The sequence below is a fragment of the Roseibium album genome (assembly GCF_965233825.1).
In the GTDB taxonomy this organism is placed as follows: domain Bacteria; phylum Pseudomonadota; class Alphaproteobacteria; order Rhizobiales; family Stappiaceae; genus Roseibium; species Roseibium album.
Genome location: NZ_OZ247583.1, coordinates 2,230,627 through 2,255,920 on the forward strand (window position 1 = coordinate 2,230,627; position 25,294 = coordinate 2,255,920).

General features: G+C 58.5%; 18 protein-coding genes. 5 read left to right on the plus strand and 13 right to left on the minus strand.

What is annotated here, in order from left to right; translation table 11 throughout:
• Window positions 1-33: 33 nt before the first annotated feature.
• The 3 genes from ACO6TI_RS10390 to ACO6TI_RS10400 all read left to right on the plus strand — a co-directional run bounded on the left by ACO6TI_RS10390 (window position 34) and on the right by ACO6TI_RS10400 (window position 2,256).
• Window positions 34-1,440, plus strand: a complete 1,407-nt coding sequence (locus tag ACO6TI_RS10390) for a PepSY-associated TM helix domain-containing protein (RefSeq protein WP_422384899.1) — start codon at window positions 34-36, stop codon at window positions 1,438-1,440.
• A 165-nt stretch (window positions 1,441-1,605) separates the two neighbouring features.
• On the plus strand, window positions 1,606-1,920 hold the full coding sequence (locus ACO6TI_RS10395) for a DUF1905 domain-containing protein (RefSeq protein ID WP_422384900.1): 315 nt from the start codon (window positions 1,606-1,608) through the stop codon (window positions 1,918-1,920).
• A gap of 3 nt (window positions 1,921-1,923) precedes the next feature.
• Window positions 1,924-2,256, plus strand: a complete 333-nt coding sequence (locus ACO6TI_RS10400) for an Imm53 family immunity protein (RefSeq protein ID WP_196898327.1) — start codon at window positions 1,924-1,926, stop codon at window positions 2,254-2,256.
• A 36-nt stretch (window positions 2,257-2,292) separates the two neighbouring features.
• Here the strand turns inward: ACO6TI_RS10400 and ACO6TI_RS10405 are convergent, their stop codons facing one another.
• On the minus strand, window positions 2,293-3,582 hold the full coding sequence (locus ACO6TI_RS10405; RefSeq protein ID WP_422384901.1) for an Hsp70 family protein: 1,290 nt from the start codon (window positions 3,580-3,582) through the stop codon (window positions 2,293-2,295).
• A 549-nt stretch (window positions 3,583-4,131) separates the two neighbouring features.
• Here ACO6TI_RS10405 and ACO6TI_RS10410 point away from each other — a divergent pair.
• On the plus strand, window positions 4,132-4,965 hold the full coding sequence (locus tag ACO6TI_RS10410; RefSeq protein ID WP_422384902.1) for an alkaline phosphatase family protein: 834 nt from the start codon (window positions 4,132-4,134) through the stop codon (window positions 4,963-4,965).
• Here ACO6TI_RS10410 and ACO6TI_RS10415 read toward each other — a convergent pair.
• From ACO6TI_RS10415 to ACO6TI_RS10470, 12 genes are all read right to left on the minus strand, one after another.
• Window positions 4,959-5,990, minus strand: coding sequence for a GlxA family transcriptional regulator (locus ACO6TI_RS10415; protein WP_422384903.1), 1,032 nt, complete (start codon window positions 5,988-5,990; stop codon window positions 4,959-4,961). The genes ACO6TI_RS10410 and ACO6TI_RS10415 overlap by 7 nt on opposite strands.
• A 19-nt stretch (window positions 5,991-6,009) precedes the next feature.
• The gene (locus tag ACO6TI_RS10420) at window positions 6,010-6,921 is read right to left on the minus strand and encodes a dimethyl sulfoxide reductase anchor subunit family protein (RefSeq protein WP_196998971.1); all 912 of its coding nucleotides are present in this window, start codon (window positions 6,919-6,921) and stop codon (window positions 6,010-6,012) included.
• A complete protein-coding gene (locus ACO6TI_RS10425; RefSeq protein WP_029061974.1) occupies window positions 6,921-7,670 on the minus strand; it encodes a 4Fe-4S dicluster domain-containing protein in 750 nt (249 codons plus the stop codon). The genes ACO6TI_RS10420 and ACO6TI_RS10425 overlap by 1 nt, the downstream gene beginning before the upstream one ends.
• The gene (locus ACO6TI_RS10430; RefSeq protein ID WP_055120249.1) at window positions 7,667-10,489 is read right to left on the minus strand and encodes a molybdopterin oxidoreductase family protein; all 2,823 of its coding nucleotides are present in this window, start codon (window positions 10,487-10,489) and stop codon (window positions 7,667-7,669) included. The genes ACO6TI_RS10425 and ACO6TI_RS10430 overlap by 4 nt, the downstream gene beginning before the upstream one ends.
• Window positions 10,489-11,628 carry an acetate/propionate family kinase gene (locus ACO6TI_RS10435; protein ID WP_422384904.1) on the minus strand — a complete coding sequence of 380 codons (1,140 nt, stop codon included), beginning with the start codon at window positions 11,626-11,628 and terminating at the stop codon, window positions 10,489-10,491. Before ACO6TI_RS10435 ends, ACO6TI_RS10430 begins: the two co-directional genes overlap by 1 nt.
• Before the next feature lie 19 nt (window positions 11,629-11,647).
• A complete protein-coding gene (gene xsc / locus ACO6TI_RS10440) occupies window positions 11,648-13,426 on the minus strand; it encodes a sulfoacetaldehyde acetyltransferase (protein ID WP_055120246.1) in 1,779 nt (592 codons plus the stop codon).
• A 272-nt stretch (window positions 13,427-13,698) separates the two neighbouring features.
• Entirely contained in the window at window positions 13,699-16,140 is a 2,442-nt protein-coding gene (locus ACO6TI_RS10445; protein ID WP_422384905.1) for a GcvT family protein, read from the minus strand.
• Between the two features lie 42 nt (window positions 16,141-16,182).
• Complete coding sequence (locus ACO6TI_RS10450) at window positions 16,183-17,733, minus strand: trimethylamine methyltransferase family protein (protein ID WP_104705302.1); 1,551 nt, start codon at window positions 17,731-17,733, stop codon at window positions 16,183-16,185.
• Between the two features lie 55 nt (window positions 17,734-17,788).
• Window positions 17,789-20,230, minus strand: coding sequence for a GcvT family protein (locus ACO6TI_RS10455; RefSeq protein ID WP_422384906.1), 2,442 nt, complete (start codon window positions 20,228-20,230; stop codon window positions 17,789-17,791).
• Window positions 20,231-20,257: 27 nt separating this feature from the next.
• On the minus strand, window positions 20,258-20,815 hold the full coding sequence (locus ACO6TI_RS10460; RefSeq protein WP_029061968.1) for a helix-turn-helix domain-containing protein: 558 nt from the start codon (window positions 20,813-20,815) through the stop codon (window positions 20,258-20,260).
• Window positions 20,816-20,957: 142 nt separating this feature from the next.
• Complete coding sequence (locus tag ACO6TI_RS10465; protein ID WP_422384907.1) at window positions 20,958-22,427, minus strand: PLP-dependent aminotransferase family protein; 1,470 nt, start codon at window positions 22,425-22,427, stop codon at window positions 20,958-20,960.
• Between the two features lie 163 nt (window positions 22,428-22,590).
• Window positions 22,591-23,970: an aspartate aminotransferase family protein gene (locus tag ACO6TI_RS10470; RefSeq protein WP_422384908.1), complete on the minus strand. Its 1,380-nt coding sequence runs from the start codon at window positions 23,968-23,970 to the stop codon at window positions 22,591-22,593.
• 318 nt (window positions 23,971-24,288) lie between these two features.
• Here ACO6TI_RS10470 and ACO6TI_RS10475 point away from each other — a divergent pair, with 318 nt between their 5' ends.
• The gene (locus tag ACO6TI_RS10475) at window positions 24,289-25,290 is read left to right on the plus strand and encodes an ABC transporter substrate-binding protein (RefSeq protein WP_055120237.1); all 1,002 of its coding nucleotides are present in this window, start codon (window positions 24,289-24,291) and stop codon (window positions 25,288-25,290) included.
• Window positions 25,291-25,294 lie beyond the last annotated feature (4 nt).

Here is a 25,294-nt window from a genome sequence, read left to right on the forward strand (position 1 = left end):
GACCCGTTGCAGCAGGTTTTCAATGGAGTTCCCATGAGCACTTTTTCTCCGGACGCCAATAATGCGTCCACGCCCAGCCGTTTCTATCTGGCGGCCTGGCGCTGGCACTTTTATGCCGGTCTTTTCGCCATTCCGTTCCTGACTGTTCTCGCTGTCACCGGTCTGATGATGATGTATATCAGCTATTTTGACGGTCGTGATGGTGAGAGGATTGTCGTTCCGGTTCCGGCAAACAGCACTGTCCTCTCCATTTCGGATCAGGCCAACGCCGCCCTTGTAAGCCGTCAGGGCGGCACACCTGTGGAGTGGCTGAAGGGGCGGTCGGAAGACAGCGTTTCGGTTTTCCGGATCAATCAGGACGGCGCGCAGGAAATGGTTGCCGTCGATCCCTACACCGGCAACATCGTGGAAAGCTGGTCCCGGCGTCAGGGTTGGTACGACTTCGCCGACGGCATTCACAGCGATCTTCTTCTGGGGACGCCCGGAGACCGGCTCCTTGAAATCGCGGCGGGTCTTTCCCTCGTCCTGATCGTGACCGGACTATACCTCTGGTGGCCGCGCGATGTTTCTCTGGTGAGAGCCCTTGTTCCGGACCTGACCCAGAAGGGACGAGCGCTGCTGAAAACGCTGCACGTGAATATCGGCATTTATGTTTCCGTGCTGCTCCTGACGTTCCTGATCACGGGCATGGCCTGGACGGGCATCTGGGGCGGCAAGTTCGTTCAGGCCTGGAGCACGTTTCCTGCCGAAAAGTGGGACAACGTTCCCCTGTCGGACGAAACCCATGCCGCGATGAACCACGGCGCGGTTTCCGAGGTGCCCTGGGCTCTGGAGCAGACCCGGATGCCGGCATCCGGTTCCGAGGCGGGTATCGAGGGAACAGCGCCCGGTGTTCCGGTCGACATCGACAGCGTTGCGACACTGGCCGGTGCGCTGGGCTTCAATGCAAGATATCGCATTTCCTATCCCCGGGGCGAAACCGGCGTCTGGACGATCAACCAGGATACGATGAGCGCTGATGCGGAAGACCCGTTTTCCGACAGGACCGTTCATGTCGATCAGTACACCGGCCGTGTCCTCGCCAATGTCGCCTTTGCCGATTACTCGGCAGCGGGCAAGGCAATGGCGGTCGGCATTCCGCTGCACATGGGTCTGATGGGTCTCTGGAACCTGATCCTCAACACGTTGGTCTGTCTGTCGGTGATCTTCCTGTGTGTCAGCGGCGCCGTGATGTGGTGGCTGCGCCGGCCAAAAGGCATGGCGCTGCGGGTTTTTGCACCAAAAACACCTGAGGATCTTCCGCATTGGCGCGGCGCAATGATCCTGATGTTGTTTCTGTCGCTGGCTTTTCCGCTGGTTGGTCTGACGCTGTTGAGCGTACTTGCACTCGACTATCTGATCATCAAGCGGGTGCCCATGCTGCGCCGGGCGTTTGGCTGAAGATGGCTTCGGGCGTCGGGTTTTCCGGCGCCCGGTCCAATCTCTTTTTCAGGAAATGGCAGCAGCGCTATCTGCAAGGCCTGTAGGCGGTTGACGGCGATGCTGGTTCTCTGAAATTACCGCCATGTTGCAAATTCTTCTTCCTCGAACCGAAGTTGAACCATCGTGCTTGATCAATTGGAATTTTCCGGTGACCTGTGGATGTCGCCCGGACCGGGCGGCTGGACGTTCATCACCCTGCCGGCGGAATGCGCCGACCAGATTCGTTTTCTGGCTGGTGGCCAGAAGGCGAAAAGCTGGGGCATGATCAGGGTCAAGGCCAGCATCGGCTCCTCGACATGGCGCACCACCATCTGGCCGGACAAGGCTTCCGGCTCTTTCCTGCTGCCAGTCAAGGCCGCAGTGCGCAAGGTTGAAAAGATTTCGGCGGGCGATCGGGTCAATGTGGAAATGACAGTCTTGGACCAACCGGGGACATAGGTATTGACGGACATCAGCATTTCGCAAATCGAAAAGTGGTTCGCCGCCAACTGCGACGGTGACTGGGAACATCAGGGTGGACTGACAATCAAAACGCTCGACAACCCGGGATGGAGCGTACGTCTGGATCTCGATACGATCGAGCATCGGTTCGACGAAACCGTATCCAGACACAATCGTACCTGTTCGGAAGATGTGATTTCAAGTGAAGACGACTTCGTTCACTACTCGTTCGATGCAGGGAAAAACGTTGTGGAGGCATGGTGCAGCGTAGGCAACCTGTCCGAGGTGCTGGCGTTTATGCTGGATGGCGCTCACTACGAACAGAGTGAGTGACGTTTTGTCGATATAGGCAGACAGGACGTTTTGTGACTAAGCCGCCACCGCCCAATCTGCGGCATCTTCCCGTGCGCCGATCAGCGCCAGACCGTTGGCGACGGAGGTCAGTTCGTTGCCGCCGGAGATCTTCTCCGTTCCGAACCGGTTGGCGAACTGGCGGCGGACAGCGGGCACGAAGGAGGTTCCGCCCGTCATGAACACACGGTCGATGTCGTTTTCAGAAAGTCCCGCCTTTGCAAGCGTTGCGTCGAGGGCCTTGTCCATCTTGGCGAGGTCAGCGGCGATCCAGCCTTCGAACTCCTGGCGGGAGACTATCGCCCGGAAATCCGCACCGAGAGGGGCGAAGGAAAACTCCGCTTCGTCATCTGACGACAGCCTGGCTTTCGTTTCGGACACGGACTTGTAGAGCGGATAACCCTGGTCCTCGTCGACGAGTTCGATGAACATTTCGATCTTGTCCGGCTCCAGGCACCAGCGCAGCAGCTTCTTCATTTCCTTGAAATCGTCGGACGTCTTGAAGATCGACAACATGTGCCAGCGGGCGAAGTTGGAGAAAAGGTTTGGCGGGATCTCAAGGACCTTGCCCATGCTCTGGTAGGCCGATCCCTTGCCCAGTTTCGGCAGGACAACATTGTCGATGATGCGGTAGTCGAACGTGTCTCCGGCAATTCCGATGCCTCCGCGCCCCAGAGGCGTTGCCTTCAGGTGCCCGGCCGCAGTCTCGAACCGCATGATGGAGTAGTCCGTGGTGCCGCCTCCGAGATCGGCCACGAGAATGGTCGTGTCTCTTTCCAGCGACTGTGCATAGGAAAACGCTGCTCCCACAGGTTCCATGACAAACAGAATGTCCTCAAATCCGACCTTGCGAAATGCTCTGCGGTAACGTTCCATCGCCAGGGTTTCGTCCGGATTGTGACCTGCGAATTCAACCGGGCGGCCAACGACCAGCCGGGTACCGGCGGGATCGAAACGTGTCCCGGCGCGCTCAAAGGCGCAGCGCAGGAATGTTGCCATCAGGTCCTCGAATTCGAAACGCACTCCATAAACGCCCGTGCCCTTGAAAAGACGGCTGGCAGCGAAGGTCTTGAGCGACTGGATGAAGCGGACATCGCCAAAGCTATCCAGGAATTGCCGGATCGCCCAGGGGCCGACTTCGGGATGAAGCGCCCGGGAAGCGCCGCGATCCAGAAAACTCAGGACTGTCGGCAAGGAGGTAAATGTCTCCTGCCTGTCCTGAAAATGAACGGGCTGCGTCGCAGATTGCCGGGCCGCCACCGCAACGGTGTTGGAGGTCCCAAAATCAAGTCCGATTGTTTCGGTCATTTCAGCCGTCCTCGTTTAGCGACGCGCAAACGCACCACGATCCGTTCGTCACCTGAAGCGGAAGTTCGTCTCACTTTCAGCATTCTCTGATCGAACTTCAGTTTCAAAAATGTGACGAGCAGGCATCTCTCTCCAGTGGGGATTTCATTTCCGCCACACGAGCGGCAGTTCGGGCAGGATATGCAGTCTCGAATTTGGAATGGCCGCGCTGAATACGGGTTAATGCGGCAAAAGGCAAGGTGAAACCGCAGAAAAACAAATGGCTAGATGCCCGCGTCCTGGCAACGGCGGATTTGTACATACCGGAACGAGGTGGGGAACAGCGCCGAAAACAGATGTCCGGGATACATGTCGCGGGACGTGTCGCATATGTGCAAGAGAACGGGTCGAATGCGCGTTTACAGAACGATTTCACGCCGATACATCCATCGTGATGGCAAGGCGAATTCTCTTGAGGTCGACGTGATTTCTTTTGGACGACTGATCGAACCGTGCCGGCAATGCTGAAAAGAGGCCGGATGCCCGGTCGTTTCCAGGGGAAGACGGAAAATGAGAAAAGTGCTGCTCGTGATCATGGATGGTGCCGGTTACGCATCGGTCCTCAGCGAGTGTGGTTATCTGGAAGGTGCGGTCAGGCTGGAGCAGGCCAGGCGCTGGAAGATGCAGACGGCTCTGCCCAGCCTGTCAGGCCCGATGTATGAAACGATCCATACCGGGCTATGGCCGCACGAACATGGCATTGTCTCGAACGAAGGCATGCGCAGGTCGTCGTCGCCGAACATCTTTTCCGAAGTGCGCGCAGCGGGGAAAACGACCGGTGCGGTCGCCCAGGAGTATTTTCACCGGCTTTACGTAGATCAGGCCTGGGACAGGCTGCGATCGGTCGAACACGAAGACGAGACCGCCGACATCCAGTACGGCCGGTTCTATTCCATGGAAGGATACGGTCCGATCAACGCGGTCGCTCCTGCGGAGATTGACCTCTGCGCCCAGACAACGGTGCTGATGGAGCGCCATGCGCCTGACTACATGCTTCTGCATTCCTGCTCGGCTGACACGCTCGGGCACACATTCGGGGGTGACAGCATGGAATACCGCCGGCAGATCTGGCACATCGACAATGCGTTGTCGCGCGCGATACCGCTGTGGCGTTCCCTCGGGTACGACATCGTCGTCACGGCTGATCACGGCATGACTGCCGATCACTGGCACGGGGGAACGGTCCCGATGGCAACCGAAGTGCCGTTTTACCTGTTTTCCGATGCTAAGGCGCCTGCCGAGACCGAAGAACTTTCACAGCTCGGCATCGCCGCATCGGTGCTGACGCTGCTCGGCGTCGATCTGCCGGAGGGCATGCGTGAAAGCTTTGTCCGCGTTCAGTGATGCGCATGCGCCACGGTGTCTTCCGATTCCTCGGTAAGGACTGCGGTCCGGACAACCGGCGGAGACACACGGGTCTTCTTGCGCCGCTCCGTGGGGGAAAACCCGAATTTTTCCCGGTAGACGCTGGCGAAATGCGCCTGGTCGACAAATCCGGTCGAAAAGGCAACCTGTGCGACGGCCATTCTTGTCTTGCGTAGCAGTTCATCGGCCTTGTGCAGGCGGATGTCCATGTAACAGCGCATGACGCTGATACTGAGATCGGACTTGAAATTGCGCTGCAGCTTGCGGGAGCTGACGCCCGCCAACATCGCGATCTGGTCAAGCGTGAGCAGATCCGTGACATGGCTTTCCATGAGTTCGACGGCGGCCGCGACGCAACTGTTCAGGCTGCTGTTGCTGCCCAGGTAGCGGGAGCGAAGCGGTTCGTCCGCACTGCGCATCCCGCTGTGCACCAGCCAGTCGCTCACGGTCGTTGCAAGCTCCGCTCCGAGTTCCGTCTTGATCAGGGCAAGCATCATGTCGAGCGAGGCAACGCCGCCCGCACATGTGTAACGATTGCGGTCGACGACGAAAATTCGCCGCTCCAGGAAGTAGCCGTCAGAAAGGGCGTTGAGTTCCTCAACGTGCTCCCAATGAACGGTGAACCGCCGGTCTTCCATTAGCCCGGCTTTGGCCAGCAATGCGCCACCGCCCGAGATGCCTCCAAGCGCGACGCCGTGTGCCGCCAGTTTTCTGAGCTGCGCATAAAGGGTGGTGTTCTCATGGTCTCCCAGGTTGTTGCCCGCAACGACAAACAGAATATCGACCTGGTTGCTCAGGATCCCAAGAGGCTCGGTTTCAAACTGCGCACCGCAGGTCGCGCGCACCTTGCCGGCATTCTGCGAAAAGTAGCTGAGACTGAAGTGTGCTTTGCCACTCAGCTTGTTTGCCGCCCTTAGCGGTTCGATCGCGGAGGCAACGGACAGCAGGGCGTAGCCCTCGATCAACAGGAAACCTATCTTGCGCCTTTTGGTCTCGCTTTTCATCCAAATACCTTAAGAAAATTCAGCGAGATAAGCTAGGTTGATAGGGCGGATTGGAGCCGGACGCGCCGTAGTAGAGACTGACCACGTGCTGTGCTTCGGCAAAGAACAGCCATCGGGATGCAAAGGCTCCGGCCAGATAGAACAGTGTCGCGATGACAGCTGTGAAAGGGTTCATCGGCAAAAGAACTACGATGACCAGCGGCAGCACGATCATTGCAACGAATGAAATGAGGCGCAGTTTCTGTGCGTGTTTGCGGCCGACAACAAAGGCCATTTCCTTCAACAGGTAGTTCGAGCCGGTGTGCGGTGGTTCGAAGAGGCGGGCCTTGCCCCGGTCTCCGAGACCTGTCGCCGTTTCGATGGTGTGGCCACGTTCTTCAAATCGTCGATCCCCCAAAACCCAATGGAAAATCTGCACTGCGCCGGCAAACAGGAGAAGCACCGCCGCTGCGCCCGCCTGCTGTGCAAGCATTGCCCCGCCTGCCAACGAAATTGTCAGCAGATGAAGCGGCGTAAGCCAGTGGTTCCAGCGTGGCACGGTCTTCAGCTGGGCGTAGATCATGGCTGTTGCGACAACTGTCGCCAAAGAAAGAAGGGCGCCAAGCCAGCCAAGCAACGTGATCGAAGCGTTGAAAAAGATCGCGGCAAAGGCATAGACGCCCAGCACGATCAACGCAGCCGTCGAAAGCCACGCCTCCCGGGAAAGCCAGCTTGTCTGCCACTGTGTGAAGGCCTTCAGGGCGCGTTGGGGATTGCCGAGGTGGAACGTCGCAGCCAGAAGACCGCCGACGGCCAGCGCGAATCCGGCTGCGAAGTAGAAAAACGCAGCCCAACCGGTGGCTCCGGGGAGACCGAGCCCGAGAAAGGTCAGCAAGCCGAAGCCCAGTCCGGACAACACGGTAAAGATGATAACGGAAGGAGCCGGATGCATCAGAGCGCCTCCAGTCGTTTGTCGAGCCAGGCAAGAAAACCCTTGGGTTCCTCGCAGACAGGTTCAATCAAGGGCGTCAGGACGTCCATGTCCTTCATCTGGTCCTTTGGTCTGGGCGGCAGGTACTTGTTGACCGGTTTCGTGCCCTGTTCCGGCATCAGGTCAATGCCGCCGCGTTCTGCGGTGAGCTTTGAGACATTGCTCTCCGGATCCGCAAAATCACCGAAATGCCGCGCGCCGGCTGGGCAGGTCCGTACGCAGGCCGGTACCCGGTCCTCTTCGGGCAGGTTTTCATTGTAGATACGATCGACGCAGAGCGTGCATTTCTTCATCACGCCGGCTGCAAGATCCAGCTCCCGTGCACCGTACGGGCAAGCCCAGGCACAAAGACCGCAGCCGATACAGGCATCCTCGTTGACAAGAACGATGCCGTCCTCGGAGCGTTTGTAGCTGGCGCCGGTCGGACAGACCGTCACGCACGGGGCGTCTTCGCAGTGAAGACAGGATTTCGGAAAATGCACCGTCTGGCTGCAGCCGCCGCCTGTCGGTTCGACTTCATAGCTGTGGATACGGTTCAGGAAGGTTCCGACCGGTTCGCTGCCATACGCATCCGTGTCACTGAGCGGGGCGCCATAATTTTCCGTGTTCCAGCCTTTGCAGGCCGTGACGCACGCATGACACCCCACACAGGTGTCCAGATCGATGACAAGACCGAGTTTCTTTTGTGTTGTTTCAGGCAGCCGGGTCATGAGGTCACCTTCTGCCGAACAGTTGCGGGTCCAGTGCCAACCGGTGACTTCAGCGCGCTGAAGACCGGCTGGCTTTCCGGTGGCGCTTTCACCTTTTCAACTTTTACCCTGAGATCGAACCAGGCCGCCTGACCGGTAACCGGATCGGAATTCGACCAGCGCAGGCCGTCACCGTTTGGAGGCAGCAACTCGTGAATGAGATGGTTCAACAGGAAGCCCTTGGTGGCTTCCGGTGCATCTTCGTCAAGCGCCCAGGCCCCCTTGCGTTTGCCGATTGCGTTCCAGGTCCAGACCGTATTCTCGTTGAGTCCGGCCATATGCGCGACAGGAACGGTGATCTCGCCATGTACGGACGTGACCCTTGCCCAGTCACCGTCTTCAAATCCGTTTTCCTTCCAGATCTTCGTCGGAACATAAAGCGGGTTCCGGCCGTGGATCTGTCGCAGCCAGGCGTTTTGGCTGCCCCAGGAGTGGTACATCGCCATCGGCCGCTGGGTGAGCGCATGGACTGGATAGTCTTCGGTATCGACCGACGCGTCTTCCAGCGGCGGATGCCATACAGGGAAGGGCGTCAGGTGGTCCATGATCTGTTTGCGCAGGTGATCCGGCGGCTGCCTGTCGCCATGACCTTCGGCAGCAAGCTGCATGCGGCGAAGGGGTTCGACATAGAGCTGGAACAGGTAGGGTTGAGGCTTGTCGTAAAACCCGAGATCAACCGCCCATTTTTGATAGGCGGAATTCCATGGTTTGTAGAATGTGGCTTCGGCCGGAACGTGCTCGATGAAGAAGCTGCCGTTCTCGATATACCGTTCAAGCTGGTTCGGGTTGACTTCGCCACGACCGGATTCTGTGCCGTTGCCGCGGAAGCCGGCCAGCGGTCCGATACCCGGCCGGCGCATGTGATTGACCATGTAATCGGCGTAATCGGTGTAAAGGGGCTCGCCCTTTTCGTTGGTGAAGCCGGGCAACTTCAGACGCGCACCGAGATCCACCAGCACCGACTGGAACCCCCGAACGTCCCGGTCCGGTTCGATCACCGGCCAGCGGATCGCGTCGGCTGCCGCATCGGCCTCGCAAATCGGCCGGTCCAGAAGAGAAATGCAATCATGCCGTTCCAGATAGGTCGCGTCGGGCAGGATCAGATCCGCATAGGCGACCATCTCCGAAGAATAGGCGTCGGAGTAAATGATGCGCGGGATGACATAGTCACCGTTTTCGTCCTTGTCGGTCAGCATCTCCATGACGCCGCGCGTGTTCATGGACGAGTTCCAGGCCATGTTGGCCATGTAGAGAAACAGGGTGTCGATCTTGTAGGGATCGCCGGCATGGGCATTGGATATGACCATATGCATCAGCCCGTGGGCCGAAAGCGGGTTATCCCAGGTAAATGCCTTGTCGATCCTTGCCGGTGTGCCGTCTTCCTTCAGTGCCAGGTCCGCGGGGCCGCGCACAAAGCCGAGATGGGGCCCGTCGAGCGGACAGTCCGGCTTGGAATGACAATGTGGCGTGGGATGCGCCTCGACGGGTTTGGGGTAGGGAGGCTTGAAACGGAAACCACCGGGAACTTCCACCGTTCCGAGCAGGATCTGCAGGATGTGGAGCGTGCGGCACGTCTGGAACCCGTTTGAATGCGCCGAGATTCCCCGCATGGCGTGAAAACTGACGGGCCGCCCCTGCATTTTCTCATGCCGCTTGCCTCGAAAATCCGTCCAGGGCTGGTCGATTTCGAATGCTTCCTCGAAAGCGACCCTGGCCAGTTCGGCCGCGATTGCCTTGATGCGTCCAGCGGTGACGCCGCACCGCTCGGCCACGGCCTCAGGGCTGAAGTCGTCGGACAGAAACTGGTCGGCGAGATGCTGGAAGACGGTCTTGTGGGTGACCCCGTCCATGTCGACGCTGGCGGCGAGATCCGGGTTGACCCCCTCCTTGTCGAAGGGTTGAAGCGTGCCGCTGGCCCGATCGATCACCAGCGTCTTGTCGTCATTGTCCCGCAGGAGGAGCCCTTCCTCGGGCGAACCGGGGGTCGCATTGATCAGGCACGGCGCATTGGTGAACTGGGCCAGGTAGGTCAGGTCTATCTTGCCGGCCTTCAAAAGGACATGGATCAGGGCGGAAATGAAGAGGCCATCTGTGCCCGGAGTTATTCCGACCCATTCATCGGCGATTGCATTATAGCCCGAGCGGATCGGGTTGACGCCGATCACCTTGCCGCCGCGCGCCTTCAGTTTTCCGAGACCCATTTTGATCGGGTTGGAATCGTGATCCTCCGCGACACCGAAAATCATGAAGAGTTTGGTGCGCTCCCAATCCGGCTGGCCGAATTCCCAAAAGGCCCCTCCCATCGTGTAGATGCCTGCGGTTGCCATGTTGACCGAACAGAATCCGCCATGTGCAGCGTAATTGGGAGTTCCGAAATTCTGCGCCCAGAAGCTCGTAAAGCTCTGCGACTGGTCACGTCCGGTGAAAAAAGCCAGTTTTTCCGGGGCAGATTTGCGAACCGGGTCCAGCCAGGAGGTCGCGAGTTCGAGTGCTTCGTCCCAGGAGATTTCCTCAAACTCACCTGAACCGCGCGGTCCGGTCCGCTTGAGCGGGGCACGCAATCGGGAGGGAGCGTTGACCTGCATGATGCCCGACGAGCCCTTGGCACACAGCACACCCTTGTTGACCGGGTGATCCCGATTTCCTTCTATATAGGCAACCTTGCCGTCCTTGAGATGCACGTTGATGCCACACCGGCACGCACACATGTAACAGGTCGTCTTGCGGACTTCGTCCGACACTTCCGGCGACGTGTTGAGTACCGGTTCGCTTAGTGACATCAATGTTCCTCCATGATCGCTTGCGCGCTGCGTGCAATCATCTCTTCCTCTTCGGCTGGGACGATCCATACCATTTTTTTCGAGGAAGGTGTGTGCAGCTTGCTGGCTCCCGACGCATTTGCGTTCGGGTCGAGATCTATGCCGAGCCAGGCAAGCCCTTCAAGGATCTTTCGGCGGACAACGGCATCATTTTCGCCGATCCCGCCGGTAAATACGATGGCATCCAGACCGCCCATCGCGGCAATCATCGATCCTGCGTGACGGACGGCCCAGTAACAGAAATGATCGATTGCAAATTCGGACTTCGTCGTCCTCATCTGGTGGAGCTTGCGCATGTCGGACTCGCCACCAAGCCCCAGCAATCCACTCTCCTTGTTGAGTATCTCCGACGTGCGCTGGAGACCGTGGTCGGCCACAAGTTTCAGGACCACGTTGGCATCGATAGACCCGGATCGGGTGCCCATCGTCAATCCTTCGAGGGGTGAATAGCCCATCGTCGTGGCAACCGAACGCCCGTTCCCGATGGCGCACAGGCTCGCCCCGTTACCCAGGTGCATGGCGAGGATCTTGTCCGGCAGCACGTTTGCAGAGAGTTCGGGCAGTTTCAGCACAAGGCTTTCATAGGAAATGCCGTGGAACCCGTAGCGCTGCAGTCCGTCTTCCACTGCGCTGTCCGGGATTGCGTATCGCCTTGCAACGTCGGGATTGCTCGCATGAAAAGCAGTGTCGAAGCTGACGCATTGCGGCAGGTTTGGCGCGAGTTCCGCAACGGCCCGGATGGCGGCAAGATTATGGGGATTGTGAAGGGGCGCAAGCGGTGAACAGCGCCCGATCTCGTCGGCAATGTCGGGTGTCACCAGACAGGGCGCGCGCAGATTGCGGCCGCCATGCACGACGCGGTGCGCGGCGGCCGCAAGATTGACGAGGTCCACGCCTGCTTCCTCTAGCGACCGGAAAATCGCTTCAAGTGCTGCAACGTGATCTGGCAGGCTGACGTCTTGCCGGGTGCCGTTCAGAACCAGGCTGGAAGCGCCGCCGATTTCGACAGCGCTTCCGCTGGTCCTTTTCGACAGGTCCGCGCCGAAAAGCGCGAACTTGATCGAGGAGGATCCGGAATTCAGGACAAGAACATCACCCATTGCGTTGCAAACCGGCCTTTCAGCTTGCCGTTTGCGGACGCATGTCGGACGCCGAAATACCGGCAACCGCGACCGGTTTCTTCATCGCGTCGCGGCGGAACGGCTCTCCGAGTTCCTGGTTGATCAGAGCTTCGACAAGGGTGGTCTTGCCGTGTTTCATCTGGTCGTCAATTGCCTTGTCGAGCATCTGCGTCAGCTCATCCATCGTGCGTGCCTGAACACCCTGCAGACCACAGGCTTTGGCGATTTCCGCATAGCTCACCTGTTCGTCGAGTTCGGTGCCGACGAAGTTGTCGTCGTACCAGAGTGTCGAGTTGCGCTTTTCCGCCCCCCACTGGTAATTCCGGAAAACGACCATTGTGATTGCCGGCCACTCGTTGCGTCCGATTGCGGTCAGTTCGGTGACCGCAATGCCGAAGGCACCGTCCCCGGCAAAACCGACGACAGGTGTGTCCGGGCAGCCGATCTTGGCGCCGACGATGGCCGGAAGGCCGTAACCGCACGGCCCGAACAGGCCCGGCGCCAGGTATTTGCGCCCGGTTTCGAAGCTCGGATAAGCATTGCCGATCGCACAGTTGTTGCCGATGTCGGAACTGATGATGGCTTCCTTGGGAAGGGCTGCCTGAATGGCCCGCCATGCCTTGCGCGGGCTCAGCCACTCGGGCTTTGCGGCGCGGGCACGTTCGTTCCAGGTGGTGCCGGGATCGTCGTCCTCGTGATCCATTGAAGAAAGTTGCTGTGCCCAACGGGACTTGGTCTGCGCGATGGTGTGCACGCGCTCGTCGCGACCGTCGTTTCCGGCGCTCGCAGAGAGTTTGTCCAGAAGCGCCTCAGCCACTTTCTTCGCGTCTCCGACGATTCCGACGGAGACGGGTTTCGTCAGTCCGATACGATCGGGATTGATGTCGACCTGAATGATTTTGGCGTCCTTCGGCCAATAATCCATGCTGTATCCGGGCAGTGTGGAGAACGGATTGAGACGTGTACCCAATGCGAGAACGACGTCCGCCTTGGAGATCAGTTCCATGCCGGCCTTCGAACCGTTGTAGCCGAGCGGGCCGGCAAAGAGCCTGTGTGAACCGGGGAACGCGTCATTGTGCTGGTAGCCGCAGCAGACCGGAGCATCCAGGCGTTCGGCAAGATCCATCGAAGCAGGAATGGCTCCGCCGATAACGACGCCCGCGCCATTCAGGATGACCGGGAACTTCGCGGTGCTCAGCAGTTCGGCCGCTTCCTGGATCGCGGTTTCGCCGCCGGCGGGGCGTTCGAAATCAACGATCGCAGGCAGGTTGATATCGACAACCTGTGTCCAGAAATCACGGGGCATGTTGATCTGGGCCGGTGCGCTTGCGCGTTTCGCCTGCAAGATCACGCGGTTCAACACTTCGGCAACGCGCGTGGGATCACGGACTTCTTCCTGATACGCGACCATGTCCTTGAACAGTGCCATCTGTTCCACTTCCTGGAACCCGCCCTGGCCAAGCGTCTTGTTCGCAGCCTGCGGTGTGACGAGCAGGAGCGGTGTGTGATTCCAGTAGGCGGTTTTGACAGCCGTGACGAAGTTGGTGATGCCGGGCCCGTTCTGGGCAATCATCATGCTGACCTTGCCGGTGGAACGGGTGTAACCGTCCGCCATCATCCCGCCCGATCCCTCGTGCGCGCAGTCCCAGAATTTGATGCCGGCCTGAGGGAACAGATCGGAAATCGGCATGAAGGCAGAGCCGATAATGCCGAATGCATGTTCTATTCCGTGCGCCTGAAGCACTTTGACAAAGGCTTCCTCGGTCGTCATTTTCATGTCGAATACTCCCGTGAATTCAAGAAAATCTCTTTTCGCAAATAATGCGTTGGGAAGAGATTTAACTCGACTTTCCATCGCACTCTTAGGGCCAGATTGCGAAGCATCATAAGGCCAGAAGAGGTCAAATCCGATCCTTCGCCATCGTCAGGTCATTGTTACCGGATATTAAAAATTGAGACAATAGGTCTCAAAAATTAATTGATAGACGAGCCGGACTTGGATTTTCACAAGCTGAAGCCCTGCGCTCGAGGGAGTTTTACGTCAGTTGATCAGACCTTCACCCTTTCCGATTTCGGGTCATAAAGAGGTTTGAGGGACGCATCGGCCTTGACCCGCACACCAGCGACTTCAATTTCGTAAGACGAGCTCAGCAGTTGTTCCACGCTTTCCCCATGACAGGGCACATATCCGAGGCCAACGGCACCCCCAAGAGTATGCCCGTAGTTTCCGCTGCTCAGGAAACCGACCACATTGCCGTCCCGCAGGATCGGTTCAGCATGGTAGAGGAGCGGTTCCGGGTCGGTCAGGCGGAACTGTACCAGTCGCTTTTCGAGACCTGCTTCGCGCTTGCGCAGCACTGCATCGCGACCGATGAACGAGGGTTTGTCTCTTTTGACCGCAAACCCGAGTCCGGCTTCCAGCACGTGATCTTCACACGTGATGTCATGGCCGAAGTGCCGGAAGCCTTTTTCGATCCGGCACGAGTCCATCATGTGCATTCCGCACAGTTTGGCATTTAGCTCCTTGCCCGCTTCGTGGAGTGTTTCGAACACATGCGCGGCCATGTCTGACGAAACATAGATTTCCCAACCGAGTTCGCCGACATAGGTGACCCGATGCGCGCGCGCGAGGCCCATGCCGATCTCGATTTCTCGGGCTGTACCGAACGGATTGACGATGTTGCTGAAATCGTTCGGCGAGACCTTTTGCAGGAGTGCCCGCGACTTCGGTCCCATGACGGCAAGAACCGCTTCGCCGGCGGTAACATCCGTGATCACGACCCTGTGGTCGCCGACATGCCGCCGCAGCCAGGTTTCGTCGGCAAGGCGTGTTGCCGCCGGAGTGACGACCAGATAAGCGGTCTCCGAGAGGCGGGTCACCGTCACATCGGCTTCTATGCCGCCGCGATCGTTCAACAGCTGCGTATAGACGATCTTGCCGTCCGGCACGGAATAGTCGCCACCGCCGACATAGTTCAGGAAGGCTTCGGCATCGGGTCCTTCGACACGGATCTTGCCGAAGGACGACATATCGTAGATGCCGACATTTTCGCGGACTGCCAAGTGTTCGCGGGCGGCATTGTCGAACCAGTTTTGCCGTTTCCACGTATAGCGGTATTCGCGCTCCTGACCTTCGTCGGCAAACCAGTTGGCCCGCTCCCATCCCGCCAGTTCGCCGAAAACGGCACCTTGCGCCTTGAGATGCTCGTGGAGCGGTGTCCGGCGCACACCCCTTGCCGTTGCCTTCTGCCGATAGGGGAAATGATCTGCATAGAGCAGGCCGAGCGTTTCCTTGGACCGCTCGAACAGATAGTGGCGGTTGCCCTGAAAGGGCTGCATGCGGGAAATGTCGACGTCACCGAGGTCAAACGGCTTTTCTCCGGTATCCATCCATTCGGACAGCGCCATTCCCGCACCGCCCGCAGACTGGATGCCGATGGAATTGAACCCCGCGGCCACCCAGACATTGTCCATTTCCGGCGACAGACCCAGGTGATAGGCATCGTCCGGCGTAAAACTCTCCGGTCCGTTGAAGAATGTATGAATGCCGGTTTCGGCAAGCAGCGGCAAGCGGTTGACCGCTGCTTCCAGAATGGGTTCGAAATGGTCGAAATCTTCCGGCAACTGGTCGAATTCAAAATCGTCCGAAATACCGTTCATGCCCCAGGGCTTGGCATTGGGTTCGAAGGCTCCCAGAAGAATCTTGCCTGCGTCTTCCTTGTAGTAGGCGCATTCGTCAGGGACCCTGAGAACAGGCAGGTGCGTCAGTCCGGGAACGCTGTCGGTCACGATATAGAAATGCTCGCACGCGTGCAGGGGTACGTTGACGCCTGCCATGCGTCCCAGTTCATGTCCCCACATGCCGCCGCAATTGACCACGTGATCGCACTCGATTGTGCCGTTGCCTGCCGCCGATTGCCATTCGACACCGGTGACCCGGCGGCCGGATTTCTGCAGACCGGTAACCTTGACACGCTCCATCACTTTTGCACCGCCCATGCGGGCACCTTTCGCAAGCGCCAGCGCAATATTGGCCGGGTCGCCCTGACCGTCGAGCGGCAGGTAAACACCGGCGACAACACCGTCGGTATTCAGGTGCCCGTAGCGCGATTTCACCTCGTCAGGCGTGATTTCTTCGACCTGCACACCAAACGCGCGTGCCATCGATGCCTGCCGGAATATCTCCTCCTTGCGTTCTTCGGTCAGCGCCACGGTGATCGAGCCGCAGCGGCGGAAACCGGTCGCGACCTCCGTTTCCGCTTCGAGATTGCCATAGAGCTCCTGACTGTATTTGGCGAGACGCGTCATGTTTTCCGTCGCCCGCAACTGGGCGATCAGTCCGGCCGCATGCCAGGTGGTGCCTGAAGTCAGTTGCTTGCGTTCCAGGAGGACAACGTCGGTCCAGCCTTTCTTGGTCAGGTGATAGGCGACGGAACATCCGACAACGCCACCGCCGATGATGACGACGCGGGCTTTTGATGGAGGTGTCACTTTATGCTCTTTCTGTTCTTGGTTTTTTGAGATGAGTTGCCTTCAAGGCCTTGAAAGTTCGGCAAGGGGCAGGACTGCCCGTAACGCTTCTTCGGCTGCTGCGTCGATCGTGTGCCCGTCGTCTGCAAGGATGCTGCGCATCTTTTCCTGGGCGCTGTCGAGCAGACGGGGTCTGCCGCGTTCCTCCCATTCCTTCGGGCTCGAACGGTCCGCAATGTCGGGATAGACATATTCGCTCTGCATCAGTTGAAGCGTCTGGTCATGACCGAGATAGTGGCCGGGACCGTCGAGTACCACCGAGCGTATGACATCGATGTTGACGAACTCGTCCTTGACATCAATGCCGCGAACGCAGCGCAAGACCTGACCAAGCATATCGTTGCCGAGCACAAGGGACTCCAGGCAGAAACCCAGGAGCGATGCATGCATGCCGACAGCCTCGTAGACCATGTTGAGACCGGACAGCCCGGCCATGACATTGCTGATGCCCTGTTCCCAGCCGGCCTGCATGTCCGGCAACTTGCTGTCGGCGATCCCGGCTGCCGCACCACCCGGCAGGCCGTAGAACTGATGCATCTGCGCGCAGGCGGAACTCAGCAGGGCCTGTTCGCCGCTGCCGCCGGACATTGCACCGGTCCGCAGGTCGCTGACAAATGGCCAGGTGCCGAACAGCGCAGGATGGCCGGGTTTGATGGCATTGACATAAACAACGCCGGCAAGACATTCAGCAACAGCCTGCACGACGGCCGTTGCGATTGGCGCTGGTGCGGTAGCCCCGGCCTGACCGGCCGACAGCAGCAGCACGGGCATTCCCGCTTGAATGCACGCTTCCATCACCTCACAGCTTTCCTCGGCGAAGGTCAGGGGAGGCACAACAAAACAATTGGAGTTCGAGACGAACGGGCGCTCCCGCCAGGCGTCCTCGCCGCCGGCGATCCCGTGCAGCAACTCCATGGCCGGAGCTACATTGGCGGCCTCGGTGAACGAGGTTCCGATGTGTTTCGTTGTCCCTGCGCACGCTGCGTAGACAGTGTTTATGTCAAGCTCTCGAGACGATTCGAATTCGCGGCAGACAAGAGGGCGTTGAAAGAAGTGCACATTGTCCAGCCGTTGAACCAGGCGTGCTGCATCGTAGAGATCCTGAACTGTCGGGTGCCTGTAGTCGCCGGTCTTCGGATCGACGATATGAACCGCGGCACCTGCCGTGCCATAGTGAACATTCGTGCCCGACAGGTTCAGGTCGAATTTCGGATCCCTGCCGTGCAGCGTGAGGTTCCGGGCCGCCTTTGCGAGCATGTCCTCGACAAGCGCGCGCGGAAAACGAATTCGCCCGTCATCCCCCTCGATCGCACCGGCCTCTTTGAGATAGGCTCGCCCGGAAGCTGGAGCGGAGCCGAAACCGATTTCCTCCAGTGCCTGCAGAGCGGCCTCGTTGATGCGCTCTACGTCCGTTTCCTTCAACGGCCGGAGCTGCCCGCCCGGCATGCCCGGCCGGACCGGCCGGATCGCTTCATCGAGCGGACGCGCGCGCGCTGCCGTGCGGGCAGAACGCCCACCGGAACGGCGGCGCTGTTTGACTTCACTCCCGGTCATGCGCATTCCTCCGATTTCAATGCCGACTGGTTGCAGTATTCTTCGGCAGTCCGGCTCACGCCCGAAGCCGTTCGTTTTCCGGGTCCCAAAGCGGTTGATCCGGCTGAACGACGGCCTTGTATCTTTGTCCGTAGATTTCGACCTCGAGGTCGGTGCCGGGCGCGTCCAGGCCGGATCGCACGACGCCGAGTGCGATACAGGTGTTGACCCGATAGCCCCAGCCGCAGGAGGTCACCTCACCGACAATCTCATCGCCTTTCCAGATGCTGGACATATACGGCGCATCAAGATCCCCGGCATCGACCGTCAGCGTCACGAAACCCTTGGCTGGGCCCTGCTGCTTTTCGATCTGGAGAGCCTGTTTCCCCGGGAAATCCTGGGGTTTGTCGAGTTTCACGAAACGTCCGAGGCCGCTCTCGAAAAGGGTGTAATCGGTAGAAAGGTCACCCTTCCAGGCACGGTAGCCCTTCTCAAGACGCAGTGCATTGAGCGCATACATTCCGAATGGCCTGGCGCCTCCTGCCAGAATCGCGTCATAGATCGTGGAAATATTCTCCATATCCGCATGGACTTCCCATCCGAGCTCGCCGGCGAACGAGACCCGGACAAGCATCGCCGGTTTTCCGGCAACCGTGGTCTGCTGATGGGTCAGCCAGCCAAGACCGAGGTCGGCATCCGTGAGGTTGCTCAGGAGATCCCTGGACTTCGGACCTGAAACAATGAGGGTCGTCATGTCTCTGGTCCGGTCGGCGAGCGTCATCCCATCTGGCAGATCCGATTTGAGGACCTCGAAGTCATGCCATTGGGCAACGGCAGCCGTGATGAGAGTGAAGTCGTCGTCGCCATGCCGGATGATCGACATTTCGGTCAGGACGCGCCCCCGGTTGTCCGGGAAATAGCCGAGATTCATGCGTCCGGACTTGGGCAGGCCACCGGCGATTTTCCCACGCAACCACTCGGCAGCGCCTTCCCCGGAGAGGCTGAAGCGGGAAAAACCGCAGAGATCCAGAACGCCGACCGTGTCGCGTACAGCTTCGCACTCTTCGCGAACGCGAGGTTCCCAGGGCCCCGAACGGGACCATGTTTGCGTCGCCTCTTCGGACGCGTCGTCCCCGGGCTTGGCGAACCAGTTGGCTCGTTCCCAGCCGTTGTAACTCCCCATCTGGCCGCCGAGTTCCAGGATCCTGTCATTGTTGGGAGAGGTTTTCCTGTTGCGCGCCGCCGGCCATTCATGATGCGGAAAATGCATTGCATATTCATGGCCGTAGACCTCCTTGGCCTTGTCAATGCAATACTGCTTGTCCGTGTAATCCGTGTAGCGCCGCGGGTCGACACACCACATGTCCCATTCCGTCGCGCCATGCATGATCCACTCGGCAGCGACCTTGCCTGCGCCACCGCCCTGTGCGATCCCGAATGTGAAGGTATGAGCCTCGAATGCATTGGGAACGCCCGGCATCGGGCCGACCATGGGCAGGCCGTCAGGTGCGTAGGGAATGGGACCGTTGATGTTGCGGCTGACCCCTTGCGTTCCGAGAAGGGGAACACGTGCCATGGCATCTTCGATGTACCATTCCAGACGATCTAGGTCGTCGGGATAGAGCTGAAAACTGAAGTCGTCCGGCATCGGGTCATCGGCTCTCGTCCATGCTGTCTGGCAATTGCGTTCGTAAGGCCCAAGATTGAAGCCGGTGGTTTCCTGGCGCAGATAGTATGATGTGTCCACATCACGCAGCAGCGGCAGTTTGCGGCCGTTTTTTTCACTCCACTCTGCGATTTCCGGAACCGGTTCGGTTAGGAAGTACTGATGGCTCATCACGGCCATCGGGACCTGGCGGCCGCCAAAAGGCAGGAACCATTCGCCGACCCGTTCGGCATAGTAGCCGGCGGCATTGACGACGTATTCGCAGCGGATGTCTCCCTTTTCAGTGTGTACGATCCACTCACCGTTTTCGCGGCTGACACCGGTCGCGGGTGTAAAGCGCAGGATCTTGGCGCCGTGGCTGCGCGCTCCCTTTGCCAGCGCCTGTGTGACCTGGGCAGGGTCAATGTCACCATCCAGCGGATCCCAGAGGCCTCCCTCCAGATCGTGAAGTTCAAGGAAGGGGTAGCGTTCCTGCAATTGCTGCGGTGTGCACATTTCCATTTCAAGGCCCATGTGCCGCGCCATTCCGGCAACATGGTCGAATTCCATCATCCGCTCATGGCTATGTGCCAGTCGCAGAGAACCGCTGACGTGATAGTTCAGCGGATAGTCGACCTCGTCGGCAAGGCCTCGATAGAGTTCCAGCGCATATCGCTGCATGTTCATGATGCCGTAGCTGCCTGAAAAATTCGGGCAGTTGCCGGCGGCATGCCAGGTGGAGCCGGCGGTGAGCTCGTTCTTTTCCAGGAGGACGCAGTCAGACCAGCCGTTTTTGGCCAGGTGATAAAGGGTGGACACACCGACAATACCACCGCCGACAATAACGACACGGGCTGTAGACGGGACGGACATTATTCGGATTTCCTTCTCGAAAAAGGGTCAGTAGACCGGTGGGGAAATGACCCAGACGGCGACTGCGGGTTCGGAATAGGGATTGGCCCAGCGATAGGATGCGTTGCGGATACGAAAACTGTCTCCGGCTTCGACTGTGAATTCGTCTTCGTTCAGCCAGATGTCCAGTTTGCCGGAAATCATGTAGGCGACTTCCTGCGTGGCGCGCGAGATCGGTTTGCTGCGTCGCGATCCCGGTTGAAACGTCGAGTGGATCATTTCGAAACTGTCGGTCAGGTCTGGAGACACAAGAGTTTCAACGAGGCCGGCGTCCCGTTCTCCGATCACGCGGCGCGCGGTAGAGCGAACGATACGGCCCTTTTCTTCGTCCGGTGCTTCAGTACTGCCGAAAAAAATCGACAGCGGTACGTTGAAAACATCTGCAATCTGCCGCAGGTCGGACAGACGTGGCGTGGAGATGTCCCGTTCGATCTGGGAGAGCCAGCCGACCGACCGCCCGAGTTTCTGGGCAAGATCCTCAAGCGTCATTTTGCGGGCTCCCCTGAGAGCCCTGAGGTCTTCGCCCAGACTGTTGCTGTTCATCATGTCGGCCTGCTCGTGAAAATTTCGAAGATAATTTCACGCTTCAAAATGAAAAAATCAACAAAAATTTCACGAGCGAATGAATTTTTTCAGTCGCATTCTCAAGACGGGTGTCGGAAGGGGATTTCAGCCGTGAAAAAGCATCCTACGGGACTGCTTCTTCGAGCCTCTTGGCGAGGTGCGAAATGCCGTCGGGAATCCGGGCCGAGGCAATGGAAGAATAGGCGAGGCGGTAGTATCCGGGCTGCTCTTCGCCTTCGGAAAAAAAGGCACGCCCGGCCTCGATCAGCACACCGTCCTGCCTGAGTTTCATCGCCAGCTTCGAACTGTCGGCACTATTGGGCGCACGCATCCAGAATGAGGAGCCGCCGAACGTTCCCTGGCCGGTCTGGGTCAGGCCGTTTTCGTGCAGGCTCTGCTCCATGATGGACCTTCGTTTGCGGTAGATCCTGCCCATCCGCGCAATCTGGGCATCGTAATGGCCCAAGGACAGAAAATAGGCGGCGGTGCGCTGGATCAGTCCGGGAGGGTGTCGAAGGACGAGGGAACGCAAGGCCCGTGCTTCACGGATAAAGGGTTCCGACGCAACCAGATACCCGAGCCGCAGGCCTGGAAAGAGCGATTTTGAGAAGGACCCGACATAGATAACCGATCCGGTCGGGTCGAGCGACTTCAAGGCCGGTGATGGAGATTTCAGAAAGGAAATTTCGAACTCGTAGTCGTCTTCCACGATGATGAAGCCCTTTCGGGCAGCAAGATCCAGCAGGCGCTCCCGGCGGGAAACGGGCATCGTGGCATTCGTCGGGCAATGATGACTGGGTGTCGTGAAGACCACGTCGAGAGTCTCCGGCAGGTTTTCCGGTGGAAGGCCTGCAGCGTCGACATCTACCGATACGGTATTGCAGCGGGTCTGGCTCAGGATCTGCCGCAGACCGGGATAACAGGGGTTTTCGATTGCCGCCGTGCGTCGCTGTGTCAGCAGGATTTGCGCGGTGATCCAGAGCGCGTGCTGTGCGCCCATCGTGATCAGGATCTCCTCCGGCCGTGCGGTGATTGCACGCCGTGGCAGGATCTGCCGCAATATGAATTCGACGAGCATGGGATCGTCACGCTCGTAATAATCTGTCGCCAGCGTGTCGAAATCCTTGCGGCCGACTGCCTTCAGAGCACAGTTTCGCCAGTTGTGATGGTCGAAAAGCCTGGCGTCCGACTGACCGTAGATGAAAGGATACTTGTAATCGCGCCAGTTGTCCGGCCGTACCAGGGGAACGTGTTCGGAAAACCGCTGTCCGATGGTCCGCGCCCAGTCCACCTGAGTTTTGTCGGTTTGATCCGGCAGGTTGAATTTCGGCCGGCTTGGTGCGGTCTGGGAAACGAAATAGCCGGAGCGCCCTTTCGAAACGAGATATTCGTTGGAGACAAGCTCGGTATAGGCGATTGTGACAGTTATGCGGGCAACACCCAGATGCTCTGCCAGTTTTCGGCTGGAGGGCATCTTTTCACCAGGCAGACAGCGACCTGACAGGATGGCTTCAACGATAAGTCGCTGGATCTGCTGCTGGAGCGACGTTTCGTTGTCTGGGCGCAGAAAAAACGTTTCGGCTGGAATTGCCATATCTGGCCCTAATTCTGTTTGCAGCTGGACTTATAATTAGCTGCCGCATTCGAATTGGCAAATACAAATTGGCTTTGGGTTGAACGCGGATCAAAAAACGGAAAAAGGCATGGCAAAGATACTTGCCATGCCCTGGTGGTTTTGAGAGGGAACGCGGAGCTCGCTAGCTGAAAACCCGCGTCAGCGCACCGTCGATGGCGTCTGTTATATTGTCGATGTCATCCGGCGTGGAAATCAGGGCGGGCGACAGGCAGATCACATTGTTCAGGCCGGGAACCGCCCGGTTGCTGACGCCGATGATCACACCCTGAGCCATGCAGTCTGCTGCAACCGCCTGCATCAGTTTTTCAGCAACCGGTTCCTTGGTCGCGCGATCAACCACAAGCTCTGCGCCACAGAAGAGGCCCTTGCCACGAACGTCACCGACGACCCGGTGTTTTTCCATCAGGCCGTGAAGGTTTGCCATCAGGCGTTCACCCATCAAGGTGGTATTGTCGAGCAGGCCTTCGTCCTCGATGATCCGCATGTTCTCGAGCGCTGCCGCCGGTCCGGCAGTGCAGCCGCCGAAGGTGGAGATGTCGCGGAAGAAGTTCATCGGGTCACTGGCATCGTCCTTGAACATTTCAAAGACATCTTCAGTCGTCACCAGACAGGCGATCGCGGCGTAACCGGAAGCGACGCCCTTTGCCATTGTCACGAAATCCGGCTTGATACCGTATTGCTGGTAACCGAACCAGGTGCCGGTGCGTCCCACACCGCAGACGACCTCGTCGATATGAAGAAGAATGTCGTATTTCTTGCAGATCTCCTGCACACGCGCCCAGTAGCCTTCAGGCGGGGTGATGACGCCGCCCCCGGCGGTCACAGGTTCCAGGCAGAGCGCACCGATCGTGTCCGGGCCTTCGCGCAGGATGACTTCCTCGATCGCGTCGGCGGCACGTTCGCCGTAATTGTCTACGTCCCACTGGGCCCTGTATTCGCAGCAGTGAGGCACCTCGACGAAGCCTGGCGTGTAGGGGCCATACTGGGCATTGCGTTCTTGCTGGCCACCGGCGGAAATCGCGGTGATTGAGGAACCGTGATAATCCCGCTCCCGATAAAGGATCTTGTGTTTCTTGCCGCCAAAGCGCTTGTGCGCGATCTGACGGACCATCTTGAACGCCTTTTCATTCGCCTCTGTGCCGGAGTTGGTGAAGTACACCCGGCTCATGCCCGGCATTTTCGAGATGAGGCGTTCGGAAAACAGCGATCCCGGGATCGATCCGGCCGAATGGGCGAAGTAGTTCAGCTTGATCAGCTGATCGCGCACCGCATTTGCAATGGATTCGCGCCCGTAGCCGACATTCACGGTCCAGACACCTCCAGAAACAGCATCCAGATGCTCCTTTCCGGTCGCATCCCAGAGCCGCATACCCTTGCCTTCCACCATGATTTTCGGATCATTGATCTCCAGCCCCTTGTGCTGAAGCAGGTGGTGCCAAACGTGGTTGCGGTCGGCTTCGATGATTTCACTCAGATCATTCGGAGAAGCTGCAACGTTCATGGCAATGTCCTTTCGTCTCTCATCGGCATGCTCGAAACTTGGCGAATTCGATGCTGGACTGCGCAAGCAGTTTTTTGTGCGCCTGCTCACAATTCAAGCAGACCATTGCATCAATTATTTTCAGTCAACACGGGGGCGTGGGGACATATAGGGCCAGATCTGGATTTACTTTAGATCCAGTTGAGTGTTTCTATTGTAACCGCGTCGTTCTGCCGTAACCATTTTCATATGCAGGCAAGCCAACGTTCGACGAAGGTGGCAAGAGACAGGAATACCTGCGCGTCTGCGAAGTATCGAGGGAACAGTGGGAAAGCATAAATGACCTACAAATCTAAACTAATCGGCTCTCTGGCAGCTCTGGCATTCATGAGCGGCTTGCCGGCAACGTCCGCGGCTCAGGAATTGACAGTCGCGTATTTCCTGGAATGGCCGATGCCGTTCCAATACGCCAAGGAAAAGGGCCATTACGAAGAAGCCCTGGGCGTTCCGATCAACTGGGTTTCGTTTGACACAGGCACTGCAATGTCCGCAGCGATGGCGTCTGGCGATGTGCAGATTGCCGTCAGCCAGGGCGTGCCGCCATTTGTTGTCGCAGCTTCCGCCGGTCAGGATCTCATCCTGACGGACATTGCGGTCAGCTACTCGGAAAACGACAACTGTGTGGTTGCCGAAGCTCTGGAAATCGACAAGAACAATGCCAAGGAACTGGAAGGCAAGCAGGTCGGCGTGCCGATAGGGACAGCGGCGCACTATGGCTTCCTGTCACAGATGAAGCACTTCGGCGTCGACATTTCGACCATGGAGATCGTTGACATGGCTCCGGCCGATGGTGCGGCAGCCTTCGCGCAGGGAAGCCTTGACATGGTCTGCGGTTGGGGCGGTGCCCTGCGCCGCATGGTGGAACACGGAAATGTCCTCCTGACCGGCGCCGAGAAGGAAGAGCTCGGTATTCTCGTTTTTGACGGTATCAGCGTTCCGGCTGATTTTGCCGCTGAAGAATCCGAGATGCTGACCAAGTTCCTGAAGGTGACGGCCGAGGCGAATGCCATGTGGAACGCAGGTGAGAACAAGGCGGAAATGATCGAAGTCATCGCCAAGGACGCCGGCATGGATGTCGATGCGACCGAAGCCACGCTTGCGACATTCACGTTCCCCAACGTTGAGGACAAGCTGAGTGACAAGTGGATGGGCGGAAATGTCCAGACATTCATGCTCGGTGTTGCAGATGTCTTCCAGGAAGCCGGCTCGATCCCGCAGGCACTCGACAGCTATGTCGATGCCGTGGACTCAAGCTACCTGGCTGCGACGGGAACAGAATAAGCCA